General features: G+C 41.5%; 21 protein-coding genes. 5 read left to right on the top strand and 16 right to left on the bottom strand.

Translation table 11 applies throughout. From position 1 onward, the window contains the following. Positions 1–18: 18 nt before the first annotated feature. The gene (locus MHH79_RS19355) at positions 19–2094 is read right to left on the bottom strand and encodes a transglycosylase domain-containing protein (protein WP_340034826.1); all 2076 of its coding nucleotides are present in this window, start codon (positions 2092–2094) and stop codon (positions 19–21) included. Between the two features lie 202 nt (positions 2095–2296). Between MHH79_RS19355 and speE the strand changes: the two genes are divergently transcribed. Continuing rightward, positions 2297–3127 carry a spermidine synthase gene (gene speE / locus MHH79_RS19350; protein WP_003227543.1) on the top strand — a complete coding sequence of 277 codons (831 nt, stop codon included), beginning with the start codon at positions 2297–2299 and terminating at the stop codon, positions 3125–3127. A 60-nt stretch (positions 3128–3187) separates the two neighbouring features. Next, positions 3188–4060: an agmatinase gene (gene speB / locus MHH79_RS19345; protein ID WP_003227545.1), complete on the top strand. Its 873-nt coding sequence runs from the start codon at positions 3188–3190 to the stop codon at positions 4058–4060. A 291-nt stretch (positions 4061–4351) separates the two neighbouring features. Here the strand turns inward: speB and MHH79_RS19340 are convergent, their stop codons facing one another. From MHH79_RS19340 to rapF, 6 genes are all read right to left on the bottom strand, one after another. Continuing rightward, a complete protein-coding gene (locus tag MHH79_RS19340; RefSeq protein WP_015483840.1) occupies positions 4352–4915 on the bottom strand; it encodes a hypothetical protein in 564 nt (187 codons plus the stop codon). Further along, positions 4908–5555 carry an ABC transporter ATP-binding protein gene (locus tag MHH79_RS19335; RefSeq protein WP_015384940.1) on the bottom strand — a complete coding sequence of 216 codons (648 nt, stop codon included), beginning with the start codon at positions 5553–5555 and terminating at the stop codon, positions 4908–4910. The genes MHH79_RS19340 and MHH79_RS19335 overlap by 8 nt, the downstream gene beginning before the upstream one ends. Positions 5556–7030: 1475 nt before the next feature. Next, entirely contained in the window at positions 7031–7717 is a 687-nt protein-coding gene (locus tag MHH79_RS19330) for a hypothetical protein (protein ID WP_340034825.1), read from the bottom strand. A gap of 259 nt (positions 7718–7976) precedes the next feature. After that, a complete protein-coding gene (locus tag MHH79_RS19325; protein ID WP_015384936.1) occupies positions 7977–8453 on the bottom strand; it encodes a hypothetical protein in 477 nt (158 codons plus the stop codon). A gap of 227 nt (positions 8454–8680) precedes the next feature. Next, positions 8681–8800, bottom strand: coding sequence for a phosphatase RapF inhibitor PhrF (gene phrF / locus MHH79_RS19320; protein ID WP_009968329.1), 120 nt, complete (start codon positions 8798–8800; stop codon positions 8681–8683). After that, positions 8784–9929, bottom strand: coding sequence for a response regulator aspartate phosphatase RapF (rapF, locus tag MHH79_RS19315; RefSeq protein WP_015384935.1), 1146 nt, complete (start codon positions 9927–9929; stop codon positions 8784–8786). Before rapF ends, phrF begins: the two co-directional genes overlap by 17 nt. 2 nt (positions 9930–9931) lie before the next feature. Between rapF and MHH79_RS19310 the strand changes: the two genes are divergently transcribed. The 3 genes from MHH79_RS19310 to MHH79_RS19300 are packed head-to-tail and all read left to right on the top strand — an operon-like array spanning position 9932 to position 12930. Next, the gene (locus tag MHH79_RS19310) at positions 9932–10162 is read left to right on the top strand and encodes a hypothetical protein (protein ID WP_015483838.1); all 231 of its coding nucleotides are present in this window, start codon (positions 9932–9934) and stop codon (positions 10160–10162) included. After that, positions 10159–11514 carry a YncE family protein gene (locus MHH79_RS19305; protein ID WP_015384933.1) on the top strand — a complete coding sequence of 452 codons (1356 nt, stop codon included), beginning with the start codon at positions 10159–10161 and terminating at the stop codon, positions 11512–11514. The genes MHH79_RS19310 and MHH79_RS19305 overlap by 4 nt, the downstream gene beginning before the upstream one ends. Before the next feature lie 39 nt (positions 11515–11553). Next, entirely contained in the window at positions 11554–12930 is a 1377-nt protein-coding gene (locus MHH79_RS19300; RefSeq protein WP_340034822.1) for a YncE family protein, read from the top strand. A gap of 5 nt (positions 12931–12935) precedes the next feature. On the opposite strand, the gene albG is transcribed toward MHH79_RS19300, so the two are convergent. From albG to sboA, 9 genes are read right to left on the bottom strand one after another with little or no spacing between them, the layout of a single operon-like run. After that, on the bottom strand, positions 12936–13637 hold the full coding sequence (gene albG / locus MHH79_RS19295; protein ID WP_100505938.1) for an antilisterial bacteriocin subtilosin biosynthesis protein AlbG: 702 nt from the start codon (positions 13635–13637) through the stop codon (positions 12936–12938). Beyond that, positions 13634–14914, bottom strand: coding sequence for a pitrilysin family protein (locus MHH79_RS19290; protein WP_340034821.1), 1281 nt, complete (start codon positions 14912–14914; stop codon positions 13634–13636). Before MHH79_RS19290 ends, albG begins: the two co-directional genes overlap by 4 nt. 4 nt (positions 14915–14918) lie before the next feature. After that, entirely contained in the window at positions 14919–16079 is a 1161-nt protein-coding gene (gene albE, locus MHH79_RS19285) for an antilisterial bacteriocin subtilosin biosynthesis protein AlbE (RefSeq protein ID WP_309530302.1), read from the bottom strand. Next, on the bottom strand, positions 16069–17379 hold the full coding sequence (gene albD, locus MHH79_RS19280; protein WP_309530024.1) for an antilisterial bacteriocin subtilosin biosynthesis protein AlbD: 1311 nt from the start codon (positions 17377–17379) through the stop codon (positions 16069–16071). The genes albE and albD overlap by 11 nt, the downstream gene beginning before the upstream one ends. Further along, positions 17372–18091: an ABC transporter ATP-binding protein gene (locus MHH79_RS19275; protein WP_015384927.1), complete on the bottom strand. Its 720-nt coding sequence runs from the start codon at positions 18089–18091 to the stop codon at positions 17372–17374. The genes albD and MHH79_RS19275 overlap by 8 nt, the downstream gene beginning before the upstream one ends. After that, positions 18088–18249 carry an antilisterial bacteriocin subtilosin biosynthesis protein AlbB gene (gene albB / locus MHH79_RS19270; RefSeq protein WP_003222006.1) on the bottom strand — a complete coding sequence of 54 codons (162 nt, stop codon included), beginning with the start codon at positions 18247–18249 and terminating at the stop codon, positions 18088–18090. The genes MHH79_RS19275 and albB overlap by 4 nt, the downstream gene beginning before the upstream one ends. Positions 18250–18261: 12 nt before the next feature. Continuing rightward, positions 18262–19608 (bottom strand): subtilosin maturase AlbA, encoded by a 1347-nt coding sequence (gene albA, locus MHH79_RS19265; RefSeq protein WP_063334821.1) that lies wholly within the window; start codon positions 19606–19608, stop codon positions 18262–18264. 24 nt (positions 19609–19632) lie between these two features. Then, positions 19633–19785, bottom strand: coding sequence for a bacteriocin-like protein SboX (gene sboX, locus MHH79_RS19260; RefSeq protein ID WP_010886632.1), 153 nt, complete (start codon positions 19783–19785; stop codon positions 19633–19635). Then, positions 19742–19873 (bottom strand): subtilosin A, encoded by a 132-nt coding sequence (gene sboA / locus MHH79_RS19255; protein ID WP_003222002.1) that lies wholly within the window; start codon positions 19871–19873, stop codon positions 19742–19744. Before sboA ends, sboX begins: the two co-directional genes overlap by 44 nt. Positions 19874–20064 lie beyond the last annotated feature (191 nt).

Here is a 20064-nt window from a genome sequence, read left to right as displayed (position 1 = left end):
CGAGGAGCCGGGTTATTTTCAATGATGTCGCCCCAGCCATTTGTCCCACCACTTTTTCTCGGAAGCGGGCTTTTCTTTGGATGGAAGCCGGTCTTTTGTTTGTTTTGCGGGTTCTGCCCCGTAGCACACGTTTGCTGGTTCTGTGCCTTTCACAAAATATGTGTAATGCTTAGCGGCACAGCCGGGACCTGATGAGTAGCCTGTTTCCGGATCAATGTACACACCGGTTACGCCTTTTGGCGGCTTGAACGCGGTTTCTGGTTCGCCTTTGAGCGCGTCCTCCATGAAGTCCGCCCAAATGGTTTTAGCATAGCTTTTTTCTTCGACCGAGTCGATGGTGCTGTTTTTGTCATAGCCGGTCCAAACACCTGCGGCCAGCTTCGGATTGAAGCCGATCATCCAGCTGTCTGCGCTGGTGGTTCCTGATTTTCCGGCATACGTTCTTGTCAGGCGGTTGGCTATCGTTCGCCCCGTAACCGACGTATATCCATTTAAATCGGTATCAAACATGCCTGTCATCATACTCGCTGTGACAAAAGCGGCTTTTTCATCAAGCACCTGTTTATGCTGATTCGGGTTTTCGTACAGCACGTGGCCGGCTGCGTCCGTTACCCTTGAAATAAAAGTCGGTTCGATTTTCTTTCCGCCATTTGCGAGCATGGCATAGGCGTTGACCATCTCAATCGGCCGTACGGGTTCGGTGCCGAGTGCCAGAGACGGCAGTGCTTGAAGATGGGCGGTAATGCCAAATTCCTTTGCCGTCTTTACAAGTTTGTTCGTGCCGAGAAAAAGATGCGTTTTCACAGCGTAGATATTGTCGGAAAGCGCCAGCGCCTGCAGAAGCGTAATCGGCTTGTTGGCATAGTATCCGTTATAGTTGCTTGGAGAATAGGTTTCTCCCTTTGCATCAATTTGAAACTCGGTTTCTTCGCTTTTCATCAAAGTGACTGGCGTAAATCCGCTCTGAATCGCTTTATAGTACAGCAGCGGCTTGATCGTCGAAGCAGGCTGGCGCTTCGCCTGTGTCGTCCGGTCAAACGGGCTTTTTTGATAATCCCTGCCGCCGACAAGAGCGAGAACGTTTCCGGTGCGGGGATCAATGGCTGAAAACCCGACTTGAATGTCAGAGCCCGCGTTAACCGTTTCGGTAATGGTCTCCTCGGCGATGCGCTGCATCCGTTTATCTACCGTTGTATAGACGTTTAACCCGCTCGTTTCAATTTGCTCCCGTGTCATGCCGAGCTTTTTCTCCAGCTCTCTCATCGCATTGTCATAGAAATAAGGAGCCTTTCTCTTGGTAACTTGTTTATTCAAAGGCTGATAGGAAAGAGGTTCCTTGATCAGTTCATCCGCTTTCTTTTGGCTGATCATCTGCTGCTTTTCCATCATCCGCACAATCGTTTTCTGGCGCTCCTTGGCCTTCGTCTCATTGACATACGGTGAATAGCCGGAAGGGCCTTTCGGGATTCCTGCCAAAAGCGCCGCCTCCGCATCCGTCAGGTTTTTGGCATGCTTGCCGAAATACAGGCGGGAAGCTGCTTCAATGCCGTAGGCGCCGTGTCCGTAGTAAATCGTATTTAAATAACCTTCTAATATCTCGTCCTTAGAATAGTTTTGTTCCAGACGGATCGTATAGAACGCCTCATTCCATTTCCGTTTCCACGTTTTGTCGTGTTCAAGGTATAAGTTTCTCGCATATTGCTGGGTGATGGTGCTTGCACCCTGAACCTTGGCAAATGCTTTCAGGTCAGCAAGCGCCGCGCCGGCCATGCGTTTATAATCAAAGCCGTGATGATCGTAGAAATTCTGGTCTTCAATCGCCACTGTCGCTTTTACGATCGTCGGATTCATGTCCTTTAAGGGGACCCAATAGCGCTTTTCGCCGTAGTTCGTTTCCCCGAGCTTTGAGCCGTCACTCGCATACAAAATCGTGGATTGCGGCACTTGCACCGAGGGAGCGCCCTGGTATTTGGCTATCAAAATGACAGTCATAAACACGGCAGCTGCCGCCAAGGCCGCAAAAGCCCCGAAAAAGATAAAGGCGCGAACGGTTTTCAGCGTCAGTCTCAGCCGTTTATTTGTCATTGCATCCACAACGGGTTCCCCCCTTTTTTTATGTTTCTACTATTATGAGAAAAAAAGATCGTTTTTAAACATCGCAGAACAGGACGCATCTTTACTTTTTCCCCGCCATCCTCTATACTTTTTCCTTAGGTGAAAATGAGATTTCAACCGAGAATAAAAGCTGATAAGACGCTTACAATAAATGAATACAGCCTCGAAAGGGAGATGACAATTGAGCGAACTTTGGTACACAGAGAAGCAGACGAAAAACTTTGGCATTACGATGAAGGTTAACAAGACGTTACATACAGAACAAACGGAGTTTCAGCATTTAGAAATGGTGGAAACAGAAGAGTTCGGCAACATGCTGTTTTTGGACGGCATGGTGATGACATCTGAAAAAGACGAATTCGTTTATCACGAAATGGTGGCGCATGTGCCATTATTTACGCACCCAAATCCGGAGCACGTTCTTGTAGTCGGCGGCGGTGATGGCGGCGTTATCAGAGAAATCCTGAAGCATCCAAGCGTGAAAAAAGCGACACTTGTAGATATTGACGGCAAGGTGATCGAATACTCTAAAAAGTTCCTTCCTTCTATCGCAGGCAAACTGGATGATCCGCGCGTTGACGTGCAGGTAGATGACGGATTTATGCACATTGCAAAATCTGAAAATCAATACGACGTCATTATGGTAGATTCAACTGAACCAGTCGGACCGGCTGTAAACCTGTTTACAAAAGGATTCTACGCAGGAATCGCAAAAGCGCTGAAAGAAGACGGTATTTTCGTTGCGCAGACGGACAACCCATGGTTTACACCGGAATTAATCACAAATGTACAGCGCGATGTGAAGGAAATCTTCCCGATTACGAAGCTGTATACGGCGAACATTCCGACATATCCAAGCGGTTTGTGGACATTTACAATTGGCTCGAAAAAATATGATCCGCTTGCAGTGGAAGACAGCCGTTTCTTCGATATTGAGACGAAATATTACACAAAAGATATTCATAAAGCGGCATTTGTTCTGCCGAAATTTGTGAGTGACCTGATTAAATAATGAGGGTATGGCGCAGGAGCGAATCTTGCGCTTTTTTACAGGAAAGCGAGGGTATTATAGATGAGATTTGATGAAGCTTATTCAGGAAAAGTATTTATCGCGAGCCGTCCCGAGTGGGAAGAGGCGGACGCCATTCTTTACGGCATGCCGATGGACTGGACAGTCAGCTATCGCCCGGGCTCACGCTTTGGTCCAAGCAGAATCCGTGAGGTGTCAATCGGCCTTGAGGAATACAGCCCATATTTAGACCGCGATCTGGCTGACTTGAACTTCTTTGACGCCGGCGACATTCCGCTGCCGTTCGGAAATCCGCAGCGAAGCCTGGATATGATTGAAGAGTACGTGGACAGCATTTTAGAAAAAGGGAAGTTCCCAATGGGTATGGGCGGGGAGCACCTCGTGTCATGGCCTGTCATTAAAGCAATGTACAAGAAATACCCAGACCTTGCGATTATCCATTTTGACGCACATACAGATCTTCGTGTTGATTATGAGGGAGAACCGCTTTCTCACTCCACGCCGATCCGTAAGGCGGCAGAATTGATCGGACCGCACAATGTGTATTCATTTGGAATCCGTTCCGGCATGAAAGAAGAGTTTGAATGGGCGAAGGAAAACGGCATGCACATCTCAAAATTTGAAGTGCTTGAACCGCTGAAAGAGGTGCTTCCGAAGCTGGCGGGCCGTCCGGTTTATGTCACAATTGACATTGACGTATTAGACCCTGCACACGCACCGGGTACAGGAACGGTTGACGCCGGCGGCATCACGTCTAAAGAATTGCTTGCATCCGTCCATGAAATTGCGCGTTCAGAGGTAAACGTAAAGGGCGCTGATTTAGTGGAAGTCGCACCGGTGTATGACCACTCAGAGCAAACGGCAAACACAGCCAGCAAAATCATCCGTGAAATGCTGCTTGGGTTTGTGAAATAAGAAGGTAGGCCCGTGTTGACTGGTATAAGCCATTCAGTACGGGCTTGTTTTATTTTTTTCAATCTTAATAGGTGCTTAAAGTGGAATGAATTAAGGAGATAAGAGGTTTTGAATTATTATGATTTTCAATGAAAATTATTGAAGCGGTGTTGGCAATCATAATATCAATATAGATGAAAATTAAATTGAAAGATATTGAATTCTATAATTTAACTTTTCAGGAGAGAAGGAAGAGAATATAAAAATACAATTCAGGAAATATGAATTGATTTCCTGAATTGTAATACAAGATTAATTAAGTGGGAATTTATATGTTATCCTTTTATTTGATTTGTTTATCAAGGAATAATAAACAAATAATTTAGAGGTTGTGGGATCAAAATTTTTATAGTTAAAGTTTACGTCTTTGCCTTTTGTCATTTTCAAACCGACATAGCCTCGTATAGTTTTCCCAGCAGGAATTGAAGTATTGAATTGATACTTTTCTGGAAGATCTAAATTATACGCCATTAAATTGTAATAGTGATCAAAGCCACCAAAAAAAAGATATTTCATTCCATCAGGTGAGAGCTGTTCCAGCGTTATTTCGTGCTTGGATGTATTTGTTATATCCAGCGGCAAAATGTATAACAATCTTTTCATATTAAGATCCTCATCCATAAATTCAATTGGTTTTAATGGTTTGAGAACATGATAAGTAATCCCGGCACCCGTATCGATCATACGATTTTTCGGAAGGTTTGTGATATGAGGAGAGTAATTATCATTATGATTATTCAGTTTATAATAACGAAAACTACTACCAGCAACAATAATTAAAAAAATGGTTATTAACAATATTGCTCGTTTATTCATTATCCTCACCCAGTCTACCATTGCTAATATGTATAACTCTGTCTACAATATTATTTTCAGTCAGGGTTTCATCATGACTTGCAACGACTATTGTAGTTCCCTTTTCTTTTTCTTTTTTCAATAAATCAGTGATTAGCTGAATTCCTTTTTTGTCGAGTGCGTTAGTCGGTTCATCTAAAAGCAGCAGTGATGGAGACTCCATTAGTGCTTGTGCTAGGCCTAAACGTTGCTTCATTCCTAAGGAATAACGTTTTACCTTACGGTTGTCTTCAGGATCTAATCCTACTTGCTCTATCATTTTTCGGATCTCTTGGTCTGAAACTTTCTTATTAATTGAAGCTAAGAATTTCAAATTTTGATAACCGGTATAGACAGGTATAAAACTGGGATATTCAATTAATATCCCAGTATTTATAGAAAAATCTGTATCTTTTCCTATAATGAGATTATTGACAATAATTTGCCCTTTGGTTAATTTTAAAAGCCCTGCGATTGCTCTTAAAATCATTGTTTTTCCAGAGCCATTATGTCCTTTTAATACTACAAACTCATTTTTTTTGATAGTTAAATTAATATCATTAAGTACAAGATTTCCTTTTAACTTCTTATATACATTTGTACATTCTATAAATGCAGTCATAATTAATCTCCTAAAATGTCTATTTTTTTTATGCGAATCATTCCTACAAAGCAGCATGAGATGCAAAATAAAGCAATTACACCAATAAATATTGGCAAATGAATAGCAGAGCCATTAGAATAACTCATATTTATTGATGAATGATCGGCGAAATACCATCTGCCTGGTATGGCTAACGAGGTAAAAAAGAATTTTGAATGAACAAATATGGATATGATGAGATACACAATTGAAATAACTAATGAAATAATAAACGAAAAGAAATACGTTAATGTTTCAAAAACTAGAGTATAAACAGCTGTCACTGAATATTGAATTAACATTAAAGAAAGAACAGGTTTGATCTCTCCAATTGTTATTGTACCTTTGAATATTAGAAAGAAAATGAAATAGAATGAAAACCAGACAATCCAGATTATCAAGCAAAAAAACCATAAGGAAAACACTTTGCTTAACCAAAAAGCTAATTTATTGTTTAATTTAGGTATTAATAAAGTTCCTGATTTTTGAAAGTCATTATATGAAAAATGCCCAATAATAAGTAAAGGGAATAGCTGAAGGCAAATCCACGTAAAGGGGATTGAAAATTTATGTTGTGAATAAAGCTCATGTAATTCAAAAAAGTTTAGTGAATGAAAGACATTCATATAATTATTTAAAAGATTGTGCTGGTCTAGTTGGCCAGATTTATAACTATTCCAAAAAGAAACAAAATAGACTAGCAAAGCTGCTAAACTTATAAAAAGAAAAGTTGCTTTACAATCATGCAGCCTCATCATAATATCCCTTTTTAACAAATGAAAAATAGAATGCATTAGTACGTTCCTTTCTGGTCGTTAGGCCTCAAATAGTCTTGTTTTTTAACTATTTGAATACACACTCCGAACAAAATAAACATCAGCCCTACTCTGAATACCAATAGATCCTTTAAAACATCAAAATTTAATAAAAATCCGTTTAAGAAGAGTATGCCGTTACATTCTAGATAATCAAACAAAAATAAAATTATTTCTATTATTACAACTAATATTTGATTTGTTAAAAGGATTAAAAACGATGTCAAGTAAGCAATGAATATATAGGCGAATACATGAGTTGAAAAATTACTAACAGTTAACAGATTATTATCAATATTATATGTAAAGCACAATATATAGATTTCTCCCATAACGATAATGCCTAGTATAGCTGAAAAAGAAATGCTTTTAAGGAAATAGTACCCTACTATCTTAAATGAACTATTCAGCCGAATCACGGCATGATCCATGAAATAATCGGAAGACACTAATAGAGTAAATACTACAATTAATGGAGCTATCAATAATACAAGGTGCTGATATGTAAAGATTTGATCGATAATATGGTCATTTTGCGTCTGTATTGATCTCTTAAAAAATATAAATATAATTATAGCATTGATAGAAAAGAGTATAGAAAAACCAAAATATTTGCTTATGAATTTTTGTTTTAAAAGATTATAATAAAACACGGCGCTTTTTACCCCATAAAAATATTAAAAGACCTAATATAATTAATACTAAGTTTAATAAAGAAAAAATTTGTAAATTAAAAAAACCATTTTTATTAATAATATATCTTTGAGGATTATAATCTGGATTCAAGATAGTAATGCCAAGTAAATTCACAACAAACGGTATAATATATACAAAATAAGTTTTTTTAATGAAAAAAGAAAAAGATAGCCCGACTGTTGATAAGATAGCACCGTATAGTCCATTTATAAGTATTAGGATTAACGTATAGAGCAGTGGATGTTCATAATAAATGTTAGCAAGGTCACTACCATTAGAAACCACATTTTGCATGTAATTTATGATTCCATCAGGTTTAATGGATGGATAAGTCATCAAAAATAAATATAAATTAATACTTAAAGGAATTATAATAATCAAAAAAGAGCACAAGAAATTAAACACGATAAGTGTATTAAAGTATTTGCTTTTAGTTGTTTTTATTATAGTGTTCATAAAATATCCAGAATTCACATCAAATCTATATATACTTGTAATTGGCAAGGTAGCCAAAATAGGAAGTATCATCAACCATACTGTTGAAGGAATAACAGAATTACCCTGTAATAAGTTCGATAAAAAAGGTGATTTGTGAACTTCGTAAGGCAGATTTGAATGATTATTAAACACTACAATATCCAAGTACTGGTATAGTACTATGAGAGTACTAAATATAAGTGAAAAATATAGTGTCTTGCTTTTTAGAAGCCTGTAAATGAAAAAATAGGTCATATTTATACCTCCTGTTATTAAAATGAATTAAGGTAATCATTTTCATATATTACCACATTTATAAATCATCATGATTAATTTAAGGGAAAAATAAACTTTAAAAAGCGGTTTTACATATCGTAAAACCGCTCAAACCCTATTTAGAAGCAAAATTCCATTAATATTCTATGTATTTGCCTTTAGGTTTAACACTGTCAGGACTCCAATTTGTTTTGTACGCATTATTTTCCCAGCTGTAACCACCAAATCGAACGGGAACATTTTTACCATAACTTTCAACTGCTGTGTTCACAAATAAATAAGTGTTTCCTGGCTTTACCTCTCCTTCATGTTTTTTTCCAGATACGTTTTTCCAGTCTCGTCCTTTAGAGTGAACGTTAGCATCTGCTTCAGTCCAAACATTAAAACTGCTGTTCTTGTCAGAGCTTATCACTTTCATATACATAGAGCTTTTGTTCTGTTTTCTGCGTGCAGTTGTATAATCATAAGGAGACCATACTCTAAAAGTAAAATGGACAGTTGAATCAGAAGTATTGGCAGCGGCATGCACAGCACTTGTGACTCCAAAAGATGAAACAGCAAGCCCAAATATTATAAACATTTTACTTATATGTTTTTTAACTGTAAATTTCATTTGTTATTATTCCTCCGAGTATTCTTCAATTGAAGATTAAAGATAACTTAAGTCCTATATATAATAATGTATAATATAGGAAAAGTAAATGAAATTCAAGGAAAAAATTCATTTGTTTATTAATATTTAATTTAAAGGAAGTGAAAAGACTGATAAATTTCTAAGTGAATAAATATAAAAAGGGAAATGTTAACGAAATAACATTTCCCTTTTTATATTTTAAGTGTTTAAATCATTCCTCGTTGTGCAACTTCAATTTGGTGTGTAGGTGCATTTGCAATAGTTGTTGCCACGAACACAGTGCTTAGAGCCAGACAAGAGAGTAATAGTTTAGACTTCAATTTCATACAAACTCACTCCTCCTTGAATAAGTTGCCTTACTTGTTCCACCTTCAAAAAATAAGCAGAAGCTTTTTGAAAATTTTTACGTTCATGATAATATTTTGCCACATCAATAGCGAAATCTTCAAGATCAGCATACAACATTTTACTTTCGAGAAAATCAAAAAATCCTTGAATTGCTTCTTCATCCGGGCCTGATAAGTATAAAGATTTCAAAAATTCAAACTCTGATAAATATATTACATCTCCGGCCTTTTGTGAATAAGCCATTCCCTTACTATGATATTCATGAGCTTTATCCATTTTTCCTAATTTATAATGGATCTGTGTAATTAAAAAATACGCTTGAGGTAAGGAAGGAAGAATATTTGATTCTTCAAAAACAGCTATTGCTCTTTTGAAATAAGTTATGGCATCCTCATATTGGCTTTGGCTGTTTTTACAAAGCCCGATATTGTACAAAGTTCTTCCCATTAATTGGGGCTGCTTTTCAGCTTCTGCCATAGAATAAGCTTTTTGAAAATGTGAGATGGCATCCTCATACTGTTTTAAATCTAAAAAATTGGTGGCAAATAAAGAATGACACTGCAGCAATCTTATATTATAAGCTTCATTTTCTTTGTATATTTCATATGCTTGCCGTGCATAGTCCATTGAAAAATACGTTTGTTTCATATAGTAATAAGATTCAGACATCTTAAAGAAAAACTCAGCTTTCTCTATCCGATCCTTAACGAATATCAGCTTGCTTTCGGCCTTCTTGAAAAATTTAATAGCCGACAGATATTCCCGCTGGTCCAGCTCATACATGCCTCTGAAGAAATTAAAATAGTACTCAAGCAGACCAGTTAAACGAGCCTGTTTTTTATCAATCTCAAGCAGCAGATCAGACAGTCTCGGCTGTTCCTCAATCCTCATTTTTTCTAACGGTTCAAGGTACTCAAGCATCAGGTTGTGCCGAAACTCCATTAGTGAATAGTACAAATGAAGGTCTTGATCTTCTTCCATGTGATCCAGCTCTTGCTTGATTTCTCGTCGCAAATATTCTGCATCGGGTATGCTAAATCGGCGTATGTACATATACCATTCGTTAATCTTTTCTCCGATGGAAGAAGAAGATATGACACCTGTCACGTTTGCAAATCCCTCCCTTCATAATTCTATATATGTCATATTTTATCATCAACATTCTTGTGAGAAGCGCAAAAAAACCGCAATTTTTTCTTTCGTTACACCGCATGTTTGGAAATATATTTTCAAAAAGAAGCGTTTACCCTCAGCAATTTGTACAAGCAAACACGTTATCCTTCCATATTCTGTTATATCTGCGTGAGCAGTGTATGTCTGAAAAGGAAGTGAAGGAATGAGAAAAAACAAGCTTTCCTTTAAAGAAAAAGCAGGAACAGAACAAGAAGAGTGCTTATGTTTTTGTGAGGGAGAAGCAAGCCGAGAAGCCATGTTTCAAGCACCGATTGAATTACCTGAAGGGTTTGTCGTTGATCCGGCTGAAGCTGTTGCAAACGTGACGTGGAATGCAGACAGCCTTTCTTGTGTCAGTGACCGTTGCTTAATTCAAACGGGGCCTGAGCCTGATGAGGTCGGTGTTCAATTTGCAGTGAGCCTGCAGGGAACCGTTACGCTACTCGTCAGTGTCTCACCTGTGCGAAATCAATATGGACAAGGGGACGGGGCTGTTTCCGTCATTCACAATGCAGAGATCGATCAAGTCGTCTATTATTCCGATGAACCGGATGATTGCCCGGATATCAGTGACATCACGATTGAGAACCTTGTTGTTGTTCCGCCGTTTTACGGCAGTCCTTTATCGGTGACGGGGACGATTGTGCTTGTGCCGGAGCCGGAACCCGTCTATGCGTTTACAGCGAATTCAAATGATCAATCAGTTTCTGTGATTGATACAAACACTCATTCTGTTGTGACAACGATTGCTCTTCCGTACAATCCGGCAGGTATTGAAATTACCCCAGATAAAAGCGCTGTGTTTGTCTTACATCCCAACAATAATGTGATTTCTGTCATCGATTATGACACATTAACAGTGACAGCATCTATATTGCTGGATCAGCCGCCTCGATTGATTAGATTTATCCCTAATCATGAGTTTGCTTATGTTTTCACCGGTACTGCGGTTTCTGTGATTGGAATTGATACGTTAACTGTGGATAGGTCGATTCCTGTGGAAGGGTATGATGTTGCAATCGATCCCAATGGGTTATTTGCTTATGTTCTAAATTTTGGCATCGTGCAAAAAGTGGACCTAACTACCGGTGAAGTCACAGGAACAATTGAACGAGAGCTTATCGTATCAACCATAGAAACAAATTGGCCGGAGCGGTATGCCTATGTATTAGAACAAGAATTCTTTTTTAATTATTTGACGGTTATTGATTTAAATACGTTTACCATCAGCAGCACCCAAGAGCTGGAGTATGAAGGGGAATATCGAATGTTTACGAGTGGAGCAGAGGTGTATTTATATGACGGCTTCACTGGCAATTTATATTCTGTCAGTCCAAATGGAGCAGGCGTTATAGGAAATGTTCCGCAGTCGGCAAGAGACTTTGCGTTTACCCCGAATGGCGAATTTCTGTATGCAACTCATGTTCTAGAACAGAGCATCACTGTTTACAACACGGAGGATTACTCCGTGGAGACTGTCATATCTCTTGGGGTTTCACCGGGAGCTATTGCGATTTAATCAACTATGTGTGGTGCATTTCTAAAAGGACGTGAAATCATGAAAAAGAATGATCTTTCTGCTTTACAGGAAAATTGTTTCTGTTTTTGTGATGAGGAAATTAGCCGGGAAGCGCCGTTTCAAGTGCCGATAGATATCCCTGAGGGCTTCAAGGTTGATTCGGCCGAAGCGTCAGCGGCTGTTACATGGAGTACAGACAATTTGTCCTGTATCAGTGAGCCTTGCTTAATCCAGACTGGGTCGGAACCAGAAGATATCGGTGTTCGATATGCTGTGAGAGTACAAGGGACCATTACGCTTCTTGTTAGTGTGTCGCCTGTGCGAAATCAATATGGACAAGGGGACGGGGCTGTTTCTGTGATTCATACTGAAGAGATTGATCAAGTTGTTTATTATGCAGCACAGTCTGACCGCTGTCCTGATTTTAATCAAATGACAGTGGAAGATCTTCTCATCGTGCCGCCTTTCTACGGCAGTCCGCTCACGGTGGCCGGGACACTTGTTTTACCGCCATCGCCAGACCCTCAATCGTATGTGTTTACTGCCAATACTGGAGACAGCATGGTTTCGGTCATTGATGCAGATTTAAACACTATTGTAAAAACAATCCCGTTTTCTGCTGTGCCAACTAATCTAGGCGTTACTTTCGATAAAGCATTCACGTATGTTCTCCATGGGAATACCAACCTTGTCTCAGTGATTGATAATAAAACATTAACCATCATAAATACTATCACTGTTGGAGGAGGGCCGAGAAAGATTGAATTTGATCCAACAGATGAGTTCGCGTACGTGATGGCAGCCGGATATATATATATGATTAACACGGCCAATCAATCAGTAATTGATGTCATCGCGATACCCGGCGCTTTAGACTTTGCTCTTGATCCGAATGGACAGTATGTCTATACCGCTAATGGAAGCAGTTGGTCGGTTGATAAATATGATGTAAATACTGGGCAGTTGGTAGAAAGTATCATAGATACATTTGAATTTCCCAGTTTAATTGCAACTCCTTACGCTGGAAATTTTGCGTACGTGTTGAATGGTGAGCTGTGGCCGAAAGGTGTAACGGAGATTAGTTTGTCACCATTAAGCAGGGGAGGGGACTTCAGCCGTTTATTTGAAACGCTGAGGACGATTGTATTTTCTCTCGATAGTACTAGAGCTTATTTTCTAGAGCCATATAGTGAACCGTTTCTCATTAATAACTTATACGTAGTTAATACGGCCAGACAGAGGATCATTGCAAACGTGTCTCTCCCCGGCGCTTTTGACCTCGCCGTAACGCCGGACAAACAGTATATTTATGCGGCACAGCCCAACGACAATGCTGTGACCGTGTACCGCACAAGTGATTATACAGCCGTGACGGTGATTCCGGTTGGCGCGGGTCCGTCTGCGATTGCGATGTAGCTATTTTATAGATCAAGAGAAGCGGTGCTGCGATAAGAGAATCGTTTATAAATAAATGATCCGATTTGCTGGATGGCAGCCAGGATAATCAGAAACAGCAGTTCACTTATAGAGAAACTGAGCATCCACCAAATCCCGGCTGCTGCCAGCACTCCCGCAAACACTTTTCTGAACAGGCTGCCGTGCCGGAAAAGCTGCCGCAAATACGTTCGCATGCAAAACAATAAATACAGGATCAGTAGCATCGCAAGTCCCATTGAAAGGGCAGGGGGCGTGTGAAGGCGGAAAGGGACGGCTTTAACGATTTCGAACATGCAGCCGAATATGATGACTTGGCACAACACGGCAGCCATCACGTATGTTTGGCGGACGTTTTTATAGCTGTCACGCAGCGATTTGACGTCTTCTGCATATCGGCTGCACAAGTTGTGTTGCTGAAAGTCACAGCAGCTTTGATGAGACTGTGTGAGTTTCTGAAAAGCTGCTGTCATGTTTTTCACGGATTGGGTGACATAGTGAAGATAGAGAAAAGCAGGCAGCATCAGGAGGGCAGCGGTACAAGCCAGCAGTCCGAGCCGCACAGCATCATTGTTGATCATTTGTACATATTGGGCGGCGGCTTCGGCAACGGCCTGAACCCAGCCGAAGGAATAAGCCGCCATACCTATAAGCAGCAATGAAAGGGTAAAGACAGTGTTTTTCTTCATTGTCTGATCGCCTCTTTCTGAGAAACGTGAATGATCGCTTTGTTAGAAGATGCCATTGCATCAATGAGAGACAAGAAAACCTGCGTATCCATATCTTGAATGATGTGGTACATGTCAAGAAACGAGCAATCGCACCTGTCACACTCGGCTGCCCACTCGAAGCATTTACGCACATAATCGCTGTCATAAATGATCGCGTATGTCAAAGAGTCCTTGCCGTATTGAAGCCAGGCGGCAACCTGTTCTTTCTTCTGTGTGACATAGTATGAAGCCACATCGATATAAGCTGAAGAATGGGTCCCTTGACTGTGAAGGATCAAGAAACCGCCATCCTCATATATATAAGTCTCGGCTGACAAGCGATCGATTTCCAGACGGTACGTTTGCTGAATCTCTTGAAAAAACGGTGAATCTAATTGAAATAGAATACGAGCCGCGATATCCCAATAAAGCTTTATCGACAACAGATCGTTTTGCCCGGGAAGTGCGCCGATCTGTAATCCGGTCCATGTATCATTCATCCGCTCCTCATCACCCAGCACCATTTTTTGTGAGAGGGCTGGAGGGCATGCCGGGATGATTTTTCTTTCAGCATGATAATCCGGACGCTTTTCCAGCTGGAGGTGAGGAGGCAAAAGCGTTTCTGTATTTTCTGAGCCCCCAATCAAAAACAGCGTCATCCGATGGGCTTGGTAGGCAGCCTTATAGGCTTTTTGTAAATCACTGATGTCCAGCGCCTCAATATCTTCGATTCTGCCTGCGGGGAAAACGGCAGCTGGTGATGAGGGAGTAAGCATGCTGATCAGCTGATAATGATATGAGAGCTGATGGTTAAGGTGTGCTGTTTGAATTTCGCTTGTAATCACAGCTTTTTCCTGAGCGATAATCTTCTTGTCAAATGAGTGGTTCCATAAAGCATCAAGCAGGATGGGGATCGTTTGTCTGAGCCGATCCGGTAATGAGGTAAACATGAAATTGGTATCGGTGTAGGTAGTGAATGCGTTTAAAAGCGCGCCATGCGCAAAAAAATCACTGTACAGATTGCGGCCGTTATGCCAGAAGAGAAGATGCTCTAAAAAATGCGCTGTGCCATACGGAAGCGGTGTATCACCGGATTCTGCCCGTATACATACATCCCGGCTTCCAAAATTGATTTTTACATTGCACAGCCGCAGGTGGGCGCGGGGGAATTTCAATCTGAATATTTTTAGTCCGCTGTCTGTGTATCTGATATCGGTTCGTTCATCCAGCTGTTGAAAAAAGGCTTTCTTTTCCATCTCTTCATCCCCTTACTACATGAGCTCCGATATAATTGATGGTCGCTATGAATTGCAATACATCACGGCATGTAACCGCTGAGATGCCATCCAGCAAGGCTTCTTTCGTGCAGGAGAAGCGGCGCAGGATCCCCATATAGGCCAATAGACCTTCGGGAGAATCGAATTGCAGCAGCAATTCATTGCGTAAAAACTGCTTTGCCTGTTCTAGTTCCCGCTCATCTGTATGAAAAGCTGAGACAGCTTCCAAAACGCGCGGGGGAATGTCTATCTCATGAAGCTGATCTGTACATATTGAAACAAGCAGCAAATTGTTCATGACATCGTAACGGGTGATAACGTGATAGACTGCCAGATCCTTCTCTCTGAAGTGCTTGAATAAAGCGGAATGGCCGTACTTTCCCAGTAATCCGTCTATTAGCTGTATTTTGATATAATCGCTGGCATCTTTCATCTCTCCGCAGTCAAATCCGAGTGTCAAGACGGAAGGGCCTGCAGCGCTGCGTGTCTCTGTTTCAAAAACATGCCGGTTTACGGGTATTCTTCCGGACGTTACAGCGGACGTTTGCGGGGCATGTCCCCGAACATCACATGCTTGTACTTGTCCCAATATGTTCAGCTGTTTTTGCTGGGACACTAAATCAACGATAAAGTCCGTTGCGTCGAGAAACCGTTTAGGATGAATCGCCTTTATCCTGTCTCTCCGGCCAAACATGCCTGTGCCGTACATCGGGTTTCCGAAGACCTCCTCAGCCAAGCGCGCCGCCGAGTAGGAGAAGGGATCAGTGAATTTCTTTTCGATTCTCAGCAGCAGCTCATTCCTGGCCTTTTCAACTGCTTCGAATGAAAGAGAAGAAGGGAAAGACAAGTCTGCAAAAGTTTTCATCAGGGCGTCAACATGAAGATTCCCGTTATATAATGGGTGAATCAAACGGGTCCCGCAGGTTTTCAGCTGCTGATCAAAAAAGAGATTCGCTGAGTACATGAAACGGCTGCCGGCAGCATAACCAAAAGCGTCAATCATCTGCTCCTTCAGGTATGCAGCGGCGCCGTAAAAATAAATCGTTTCTTCCTCAGGTTCCGCCGCGCTTTCGATTGGTTTCAGAAAGCTCGCGGCGATTGAAATAGTTGAAAATTGATGAGTCTTCAGCAGGTTAACTTCCAAGCCGTTCTCTTTTGCTTGTATCAAAGAAACCACCATCCTGTTTTTGCAGGTAATAGACTATGACCAGACCGGCTATCGGAATGACCGCCAAGGATACAGCGGTGCCGGCTAATGTGGCTAAGAATAGGGGAAGACAAAACAGATAAGACCGATATTTTGAGAAACCGCTCCATAGCTGCTGCTCCGTATGCCAGCTGAAGGAGGGCCTTTTTTCATCCGCAGTTAACCTGATATACGCTCCCGCCAGCAGCAACTCAATGCACTGCAAAAAAGTGAGAACTGAAATCGGACGGCCGCTGATGAAACCCACAATCATCACGACAAGGAGAAATCCGCCTGCCAATAGGCCTGAATAAAAGCGATATTTCGCCCAAAACATCGTTTTCCGCTTGATCGGAAGCGTGATGAGCAGCATCCGGTCATTTTTTTCAATCGAGTACAAAAGGGCGATCGGCGAGCAGATGAGCAAAAGCGCGGAAATCACGATATAAATCACTTGCTGATTGAAGATGCCGGTATTCATCATCTGGAACGAAAAGAAGCCGCTGAACGCCGCCATTACCGCGTAATTTAACAGCATCGCTTTAGAAGAGATAAATCGGTTCCATTCTCTTTTGTAAAACGAAAATTCAGATCGCCGCATAAATGAATGCATCTTGCTCTGCTGCGGAGGCGCCTGCAGAAAGACAGGAAAGTCAATGATCACCGCCCACAGCATATGCACCGCGCAAAGCGGAAGCGTGGCGGCCGGCATCAAAGCGACGCTGAGACATACACAGGCGAATATCGCCGCATGCAGCAGAAACATCAAGTTTTTCTTTTTGACGAAATGGTTGCTTAGCACAACTCCGAAAATAATGGAGTAAACGGTAAAAAACGAAAACCTGCCGAGCCAAAACAATGTTTGCGCCCCTGACAGCGTTCCGTTTCCAAATAAGAACAGCGGTAAAATAAAAAAGAATAAAGTTCTTCTCAAACAGGTATCGACAAACAAAACGACACTCTGGGCGAGCCAAAAGCTCCGTGAAGAAATCGGCAGCAGGCAGCTCAGTTTCATATAAGATTCCTTCCATTGAGATGTCACAGAAAGAAACACCATATATGCGTTCATTAAGAGAAGCGCGAGTATGATATACGTTTTGCGCAACACCGATTCATCAATGCCGGCCTGGCGGATCAGCCCGATTTCAAACACGGCGAGAATGACAAGGCCTGCGGCAATGCGGATGGCGTCCTTTTTCCCTTGCCGGCTGTAAAGCTGTTTGAACAGCAAAGACATGATGGGGATTATGTTATTCATGGCCGATCACCTCGAAAAATTCCCGCCGCAGATCGGTCTCCTCTCCAATCGGAATGACCTTTTGGATCTGTTTGTTGTGAAGAATGGCCGCATAATCACAAAATCTTTGCACGACATCGAGCAGATGAGAAGAAAACAAAATGGTCCCGCCTTCTTCACAGTACTCACGCATTTTTTGATAAAAGACCTCTATCGATTCCACATCCAAACCGACGAGCGGCTCATCCAAAATAAACAGGGGAGCGCGCAGCAATAAGCCTGTCATCAATACAACCTTTTGCCTGTTCCCCAAGGACAGCTCTGAAATTCTCCTGTTGATGTATTTCGAAAAATGAAAGGCCTCGGCCAAACTGGCAAACTGCTGCTCTGAAAAATCCTTTTGATAAAGCGAATGGACGAAAGACACATAGTCCTTCGCCGTAATTTCTGTAAATAGCAGCGGGTAATCGGCGGCGAAGTAACGGTGAGTCTTCAGCTGATCTGATGTTTTCTGCGGCATGCCGGCCTCCGCTTCAATTCCGCACAGTGTAAAGCGCCCGCTGAAATTGCGGTTCACGCCTGTCAGCGTATTAATCAGTGTCGTTTTTCCGGCGCCGTTTACCCCAAGCAGCCCGTAAACGGCGCCTTTTTCTAAATGTAAATCCACTTGTTCTAAGATGACGTTGTCCCGTTCATACCAAACGGATACATCGTGTATATCCAAAATGCTCATCGCGAGTCAGCCTTCCGCGCGCGCATCCCGAACAGAATGGCAATGGCAATGAAAATCAGCGTAAACAGATAATCGCTTTTGACAAAATAGACGACTGCGCCGATGACAAAGATAAATGAAAGGATATACAGTAAAATTCTTCTTTGTGCTGGTGACAAATCGTTTCCCTCCTAAATAAGCTGGACCACGTCTTCTAATTGTTCATTTTTCGCCCAAGAGCAAATGTTTTTTCGGTGATATTTGTTAGAGTTCAGCCCTTTTAAGTAACAGCCTCCGCAATAGCCGCTGAACGGGCATTTGTCTTTCATGCAATGTTCGCTGAACCGCGGCGCTTGCGCTTGCCACAGTTTATGGACGAGAGGGGAGTTAAAGATGCTTTCATAGGAATCTTGAAAAATATTTCCCAATGAAAATTCCTTTGGAAAGAGGGCGCAAGGACGTACTTCGCCGAACGGGCTGATCACAATGGACTTCCAGCCAGCGCCGCAATTTGCCGCGCGTTTTCTCTCATAGGGAATAATCGGAATCAGATCTTTAAACTCATCAATCACATTTTGCTCGTATTCCATAAACTTGCGGTGCTGCTCGGCGTCTTTCGTTGGATGGACAATATCCCTGCCTCTTCCGAAATCGTCAACCCAATTGTAAGAAAACGCCTTCGCCCCGAGATCCCGAACCTTTTGGGCCATATCGTGGATTTCCCACATGTTTTTTTCGAAGACAGACATGGCGACTCTGACAAATATACCGTGGTCACTCAACAATTTTATCGTTTTACAAGTTTGGGCAAAAGAGCCTTTTCTCCCTCTAAAGGAGTCATGGACCTCGGAATTGACACTATCAAGAGAAATGCCGACGATGATTTTTTGCTTGTAAGTCTTCAAAAGCTCCAGGCTCTCTTTTCGCATGAGTGTTCCGTTTGTTAAGACAGCGACTTTTTTGAACTTTTTACACACATAGTCAAGAATCTCATTGGCATTTGGATGGACAAAAATTTCCCCGCCCGTGATTTCGCATGTCAATACACCGTTATCAAACAGCATATCAGCCGTTTTTTTGAATTGCTCAATCGACACGGTGCCGAGCGCTTCAGGCGAGCTTTCCAAATAACAGTGGGCGCATTTCAAATTACAGCGGTGCGTCAGCTCAAAGGTGGCGTGGAGCGGCATCGGAAACTCATTGCTTCCGCTCGTGGTGATTGTATGGCGGCTGGCCTGGTTTCCAAGCTGGATAACCTGCTTGTTCTGGAGCATGTTGAGCATGTCGTAATACCAATCTTTATGGTCTTCCGGTGATTCATCATACACTGCACATTGCTCAGCTAAAATCTGCTCAGCTGTTTTTTGGCCATCCATGCGCATGCAAAGCTCGTAAGCCGTTTTGTTGAGATCCAAATACTCAAAGTCAGAAATGGAGACATTATCGCGCAAGTAGTCGATTTCTAACACGCCGCCCTCAGGAAGCTGGTGAACTCTTACACTTTCATTAATAAATGGAAACATCTGCTCTATAAACAAAATACCATCCCCTATACATATGATTCAAATGAAAAACGGTTGTGTATGTATATCCAAGAGGTAGATTTTAGTTAAAAATTGTAATTTACTTAAAAAGGGCATAGTAGAATGACTATGCCCTTTTGGGAGATCCTTACCCCCATAGACCGAATAGACCTGTTGCACCGGCAATTTCAAAATCAGGGATAGGACCGTCCACTAGACAAGCGGCTCCGATCGAGCATGTTGCACAACCTTTGTTTTCTACAATGACAGCTTTTTTCATAATTGAATCCTCCCTTTTTTTGTTTTTCTAGCAGATCTATGTTGTACTTTTATCTTAAAACTATCAAATTACTAATTCAATACATATATTTTGAAAAAAATGTGAAAAGGAAATGATAGATTTCGGAAAAATGTAACATTTACTAAAGGTAATTAGTGATATGATTTTCTCTTCTATATAAGGGAATGCTT

Origin of the sequence: Bacillus sp. FSL K6-0993 (genome assembly GCF_037977205.1) — a bacterium.
Classification (GTDB): domain Bacteria; phylum Bacillota; class Bacilli; order Bacillales; family Bacillaceae; genus Bacillus; species Bacillus subtilis.
The sequence above is the reverse complement of the archived record's forward strand: the minus strand, read 5'-3'. Positions and strand labels throughout refer to the sequence as shown.

Excerpts from the sequence above, each read along its gene's own strand:
- MHH79_RS19275 (WP_015384927.1), bottom strand. The coding sequence starts at position 18,091 with ATGAGCATTTTGGATATACACGATGTATCCGTTTGGTATGAACGGGAC.
- MHH79_RS19335 (WP_015384940.1), bottom strand. The coding sequence starts at position 5,555 with ATGACTGCATTTATAGAATGTACAAATGTATATAAGAAGTTAAAAGGA.
- MHH79_RS19340 (WP_015483840.1), bottom strand. The coding sequence starts at position 4,915 with ATGAATAAACGAGCAATATTGTTAATAACCATTTTTTTAATTATTGTT.
- sboA (WP_003222002.1), bottom strand. The coding sequence starts at position 19,873 with ATGAAAAAAGCTGTCATTGTAGAAAACAAAGGTTGTGCAACATGCTCG.
- albD (WP_309530024.1), bottom strand. The coding sequence starts at position 17,379 with ATGAATAACATAATCCCCATCATGTCTTTGCTGTTCAAACAGCTTTAC.
- albG (WP_100505938.1), bottom strand. The coding sequence starts at position 13,637 with ATGAAGAAAAACACTGTCTTTACCCTTTCATTGCTGCTTATAGGTATG.
- MHH79_RS19300 (WP_340034822.1), top strand. The coding sequence starts at position 11,554 with ATGAAAAAGAATGATCTTTCTGCTTTACAGGAAAATTGTTTCTGTTTT.
- MHH79_RS19290 (WP_340034821.1), bottom strand. The coding sequence starts at position 14,914 with ATGGAAAAGAAAGCCTTTTTTCAACAGCTGGATGAACGAACCGATATC.
- MHH79_RS19305 (WP_015384933.1), top strand. The coding sequence starts at position 10,159 with ATGAGAAAAAACAAGCTTTCCTTTAAAGAAAAAGCAGGAACAGAACAA.
- phrF (WP_009968329.1), bottom strand. The coding sequence starts at position 8,800 with ATGAAATTGAAGTCTAAACTATTACTCTCTTGTCTGGCTCTAAGCACT.
- speB (WP_003227545.1), top strand. The coding sequence starts at position 3,188 with ATGAGATTTGATGAAGCTTATTCAGGAAAAGTATTTATCGCGAGCCGT.
- MHH79_RS19325 (WP_015384936.1), bottom strand. The coding sequence starts at position 8,453 with ATGAAATTTACAGTTAAAAAACATATAAGTAAAATGTTTATAATATTT.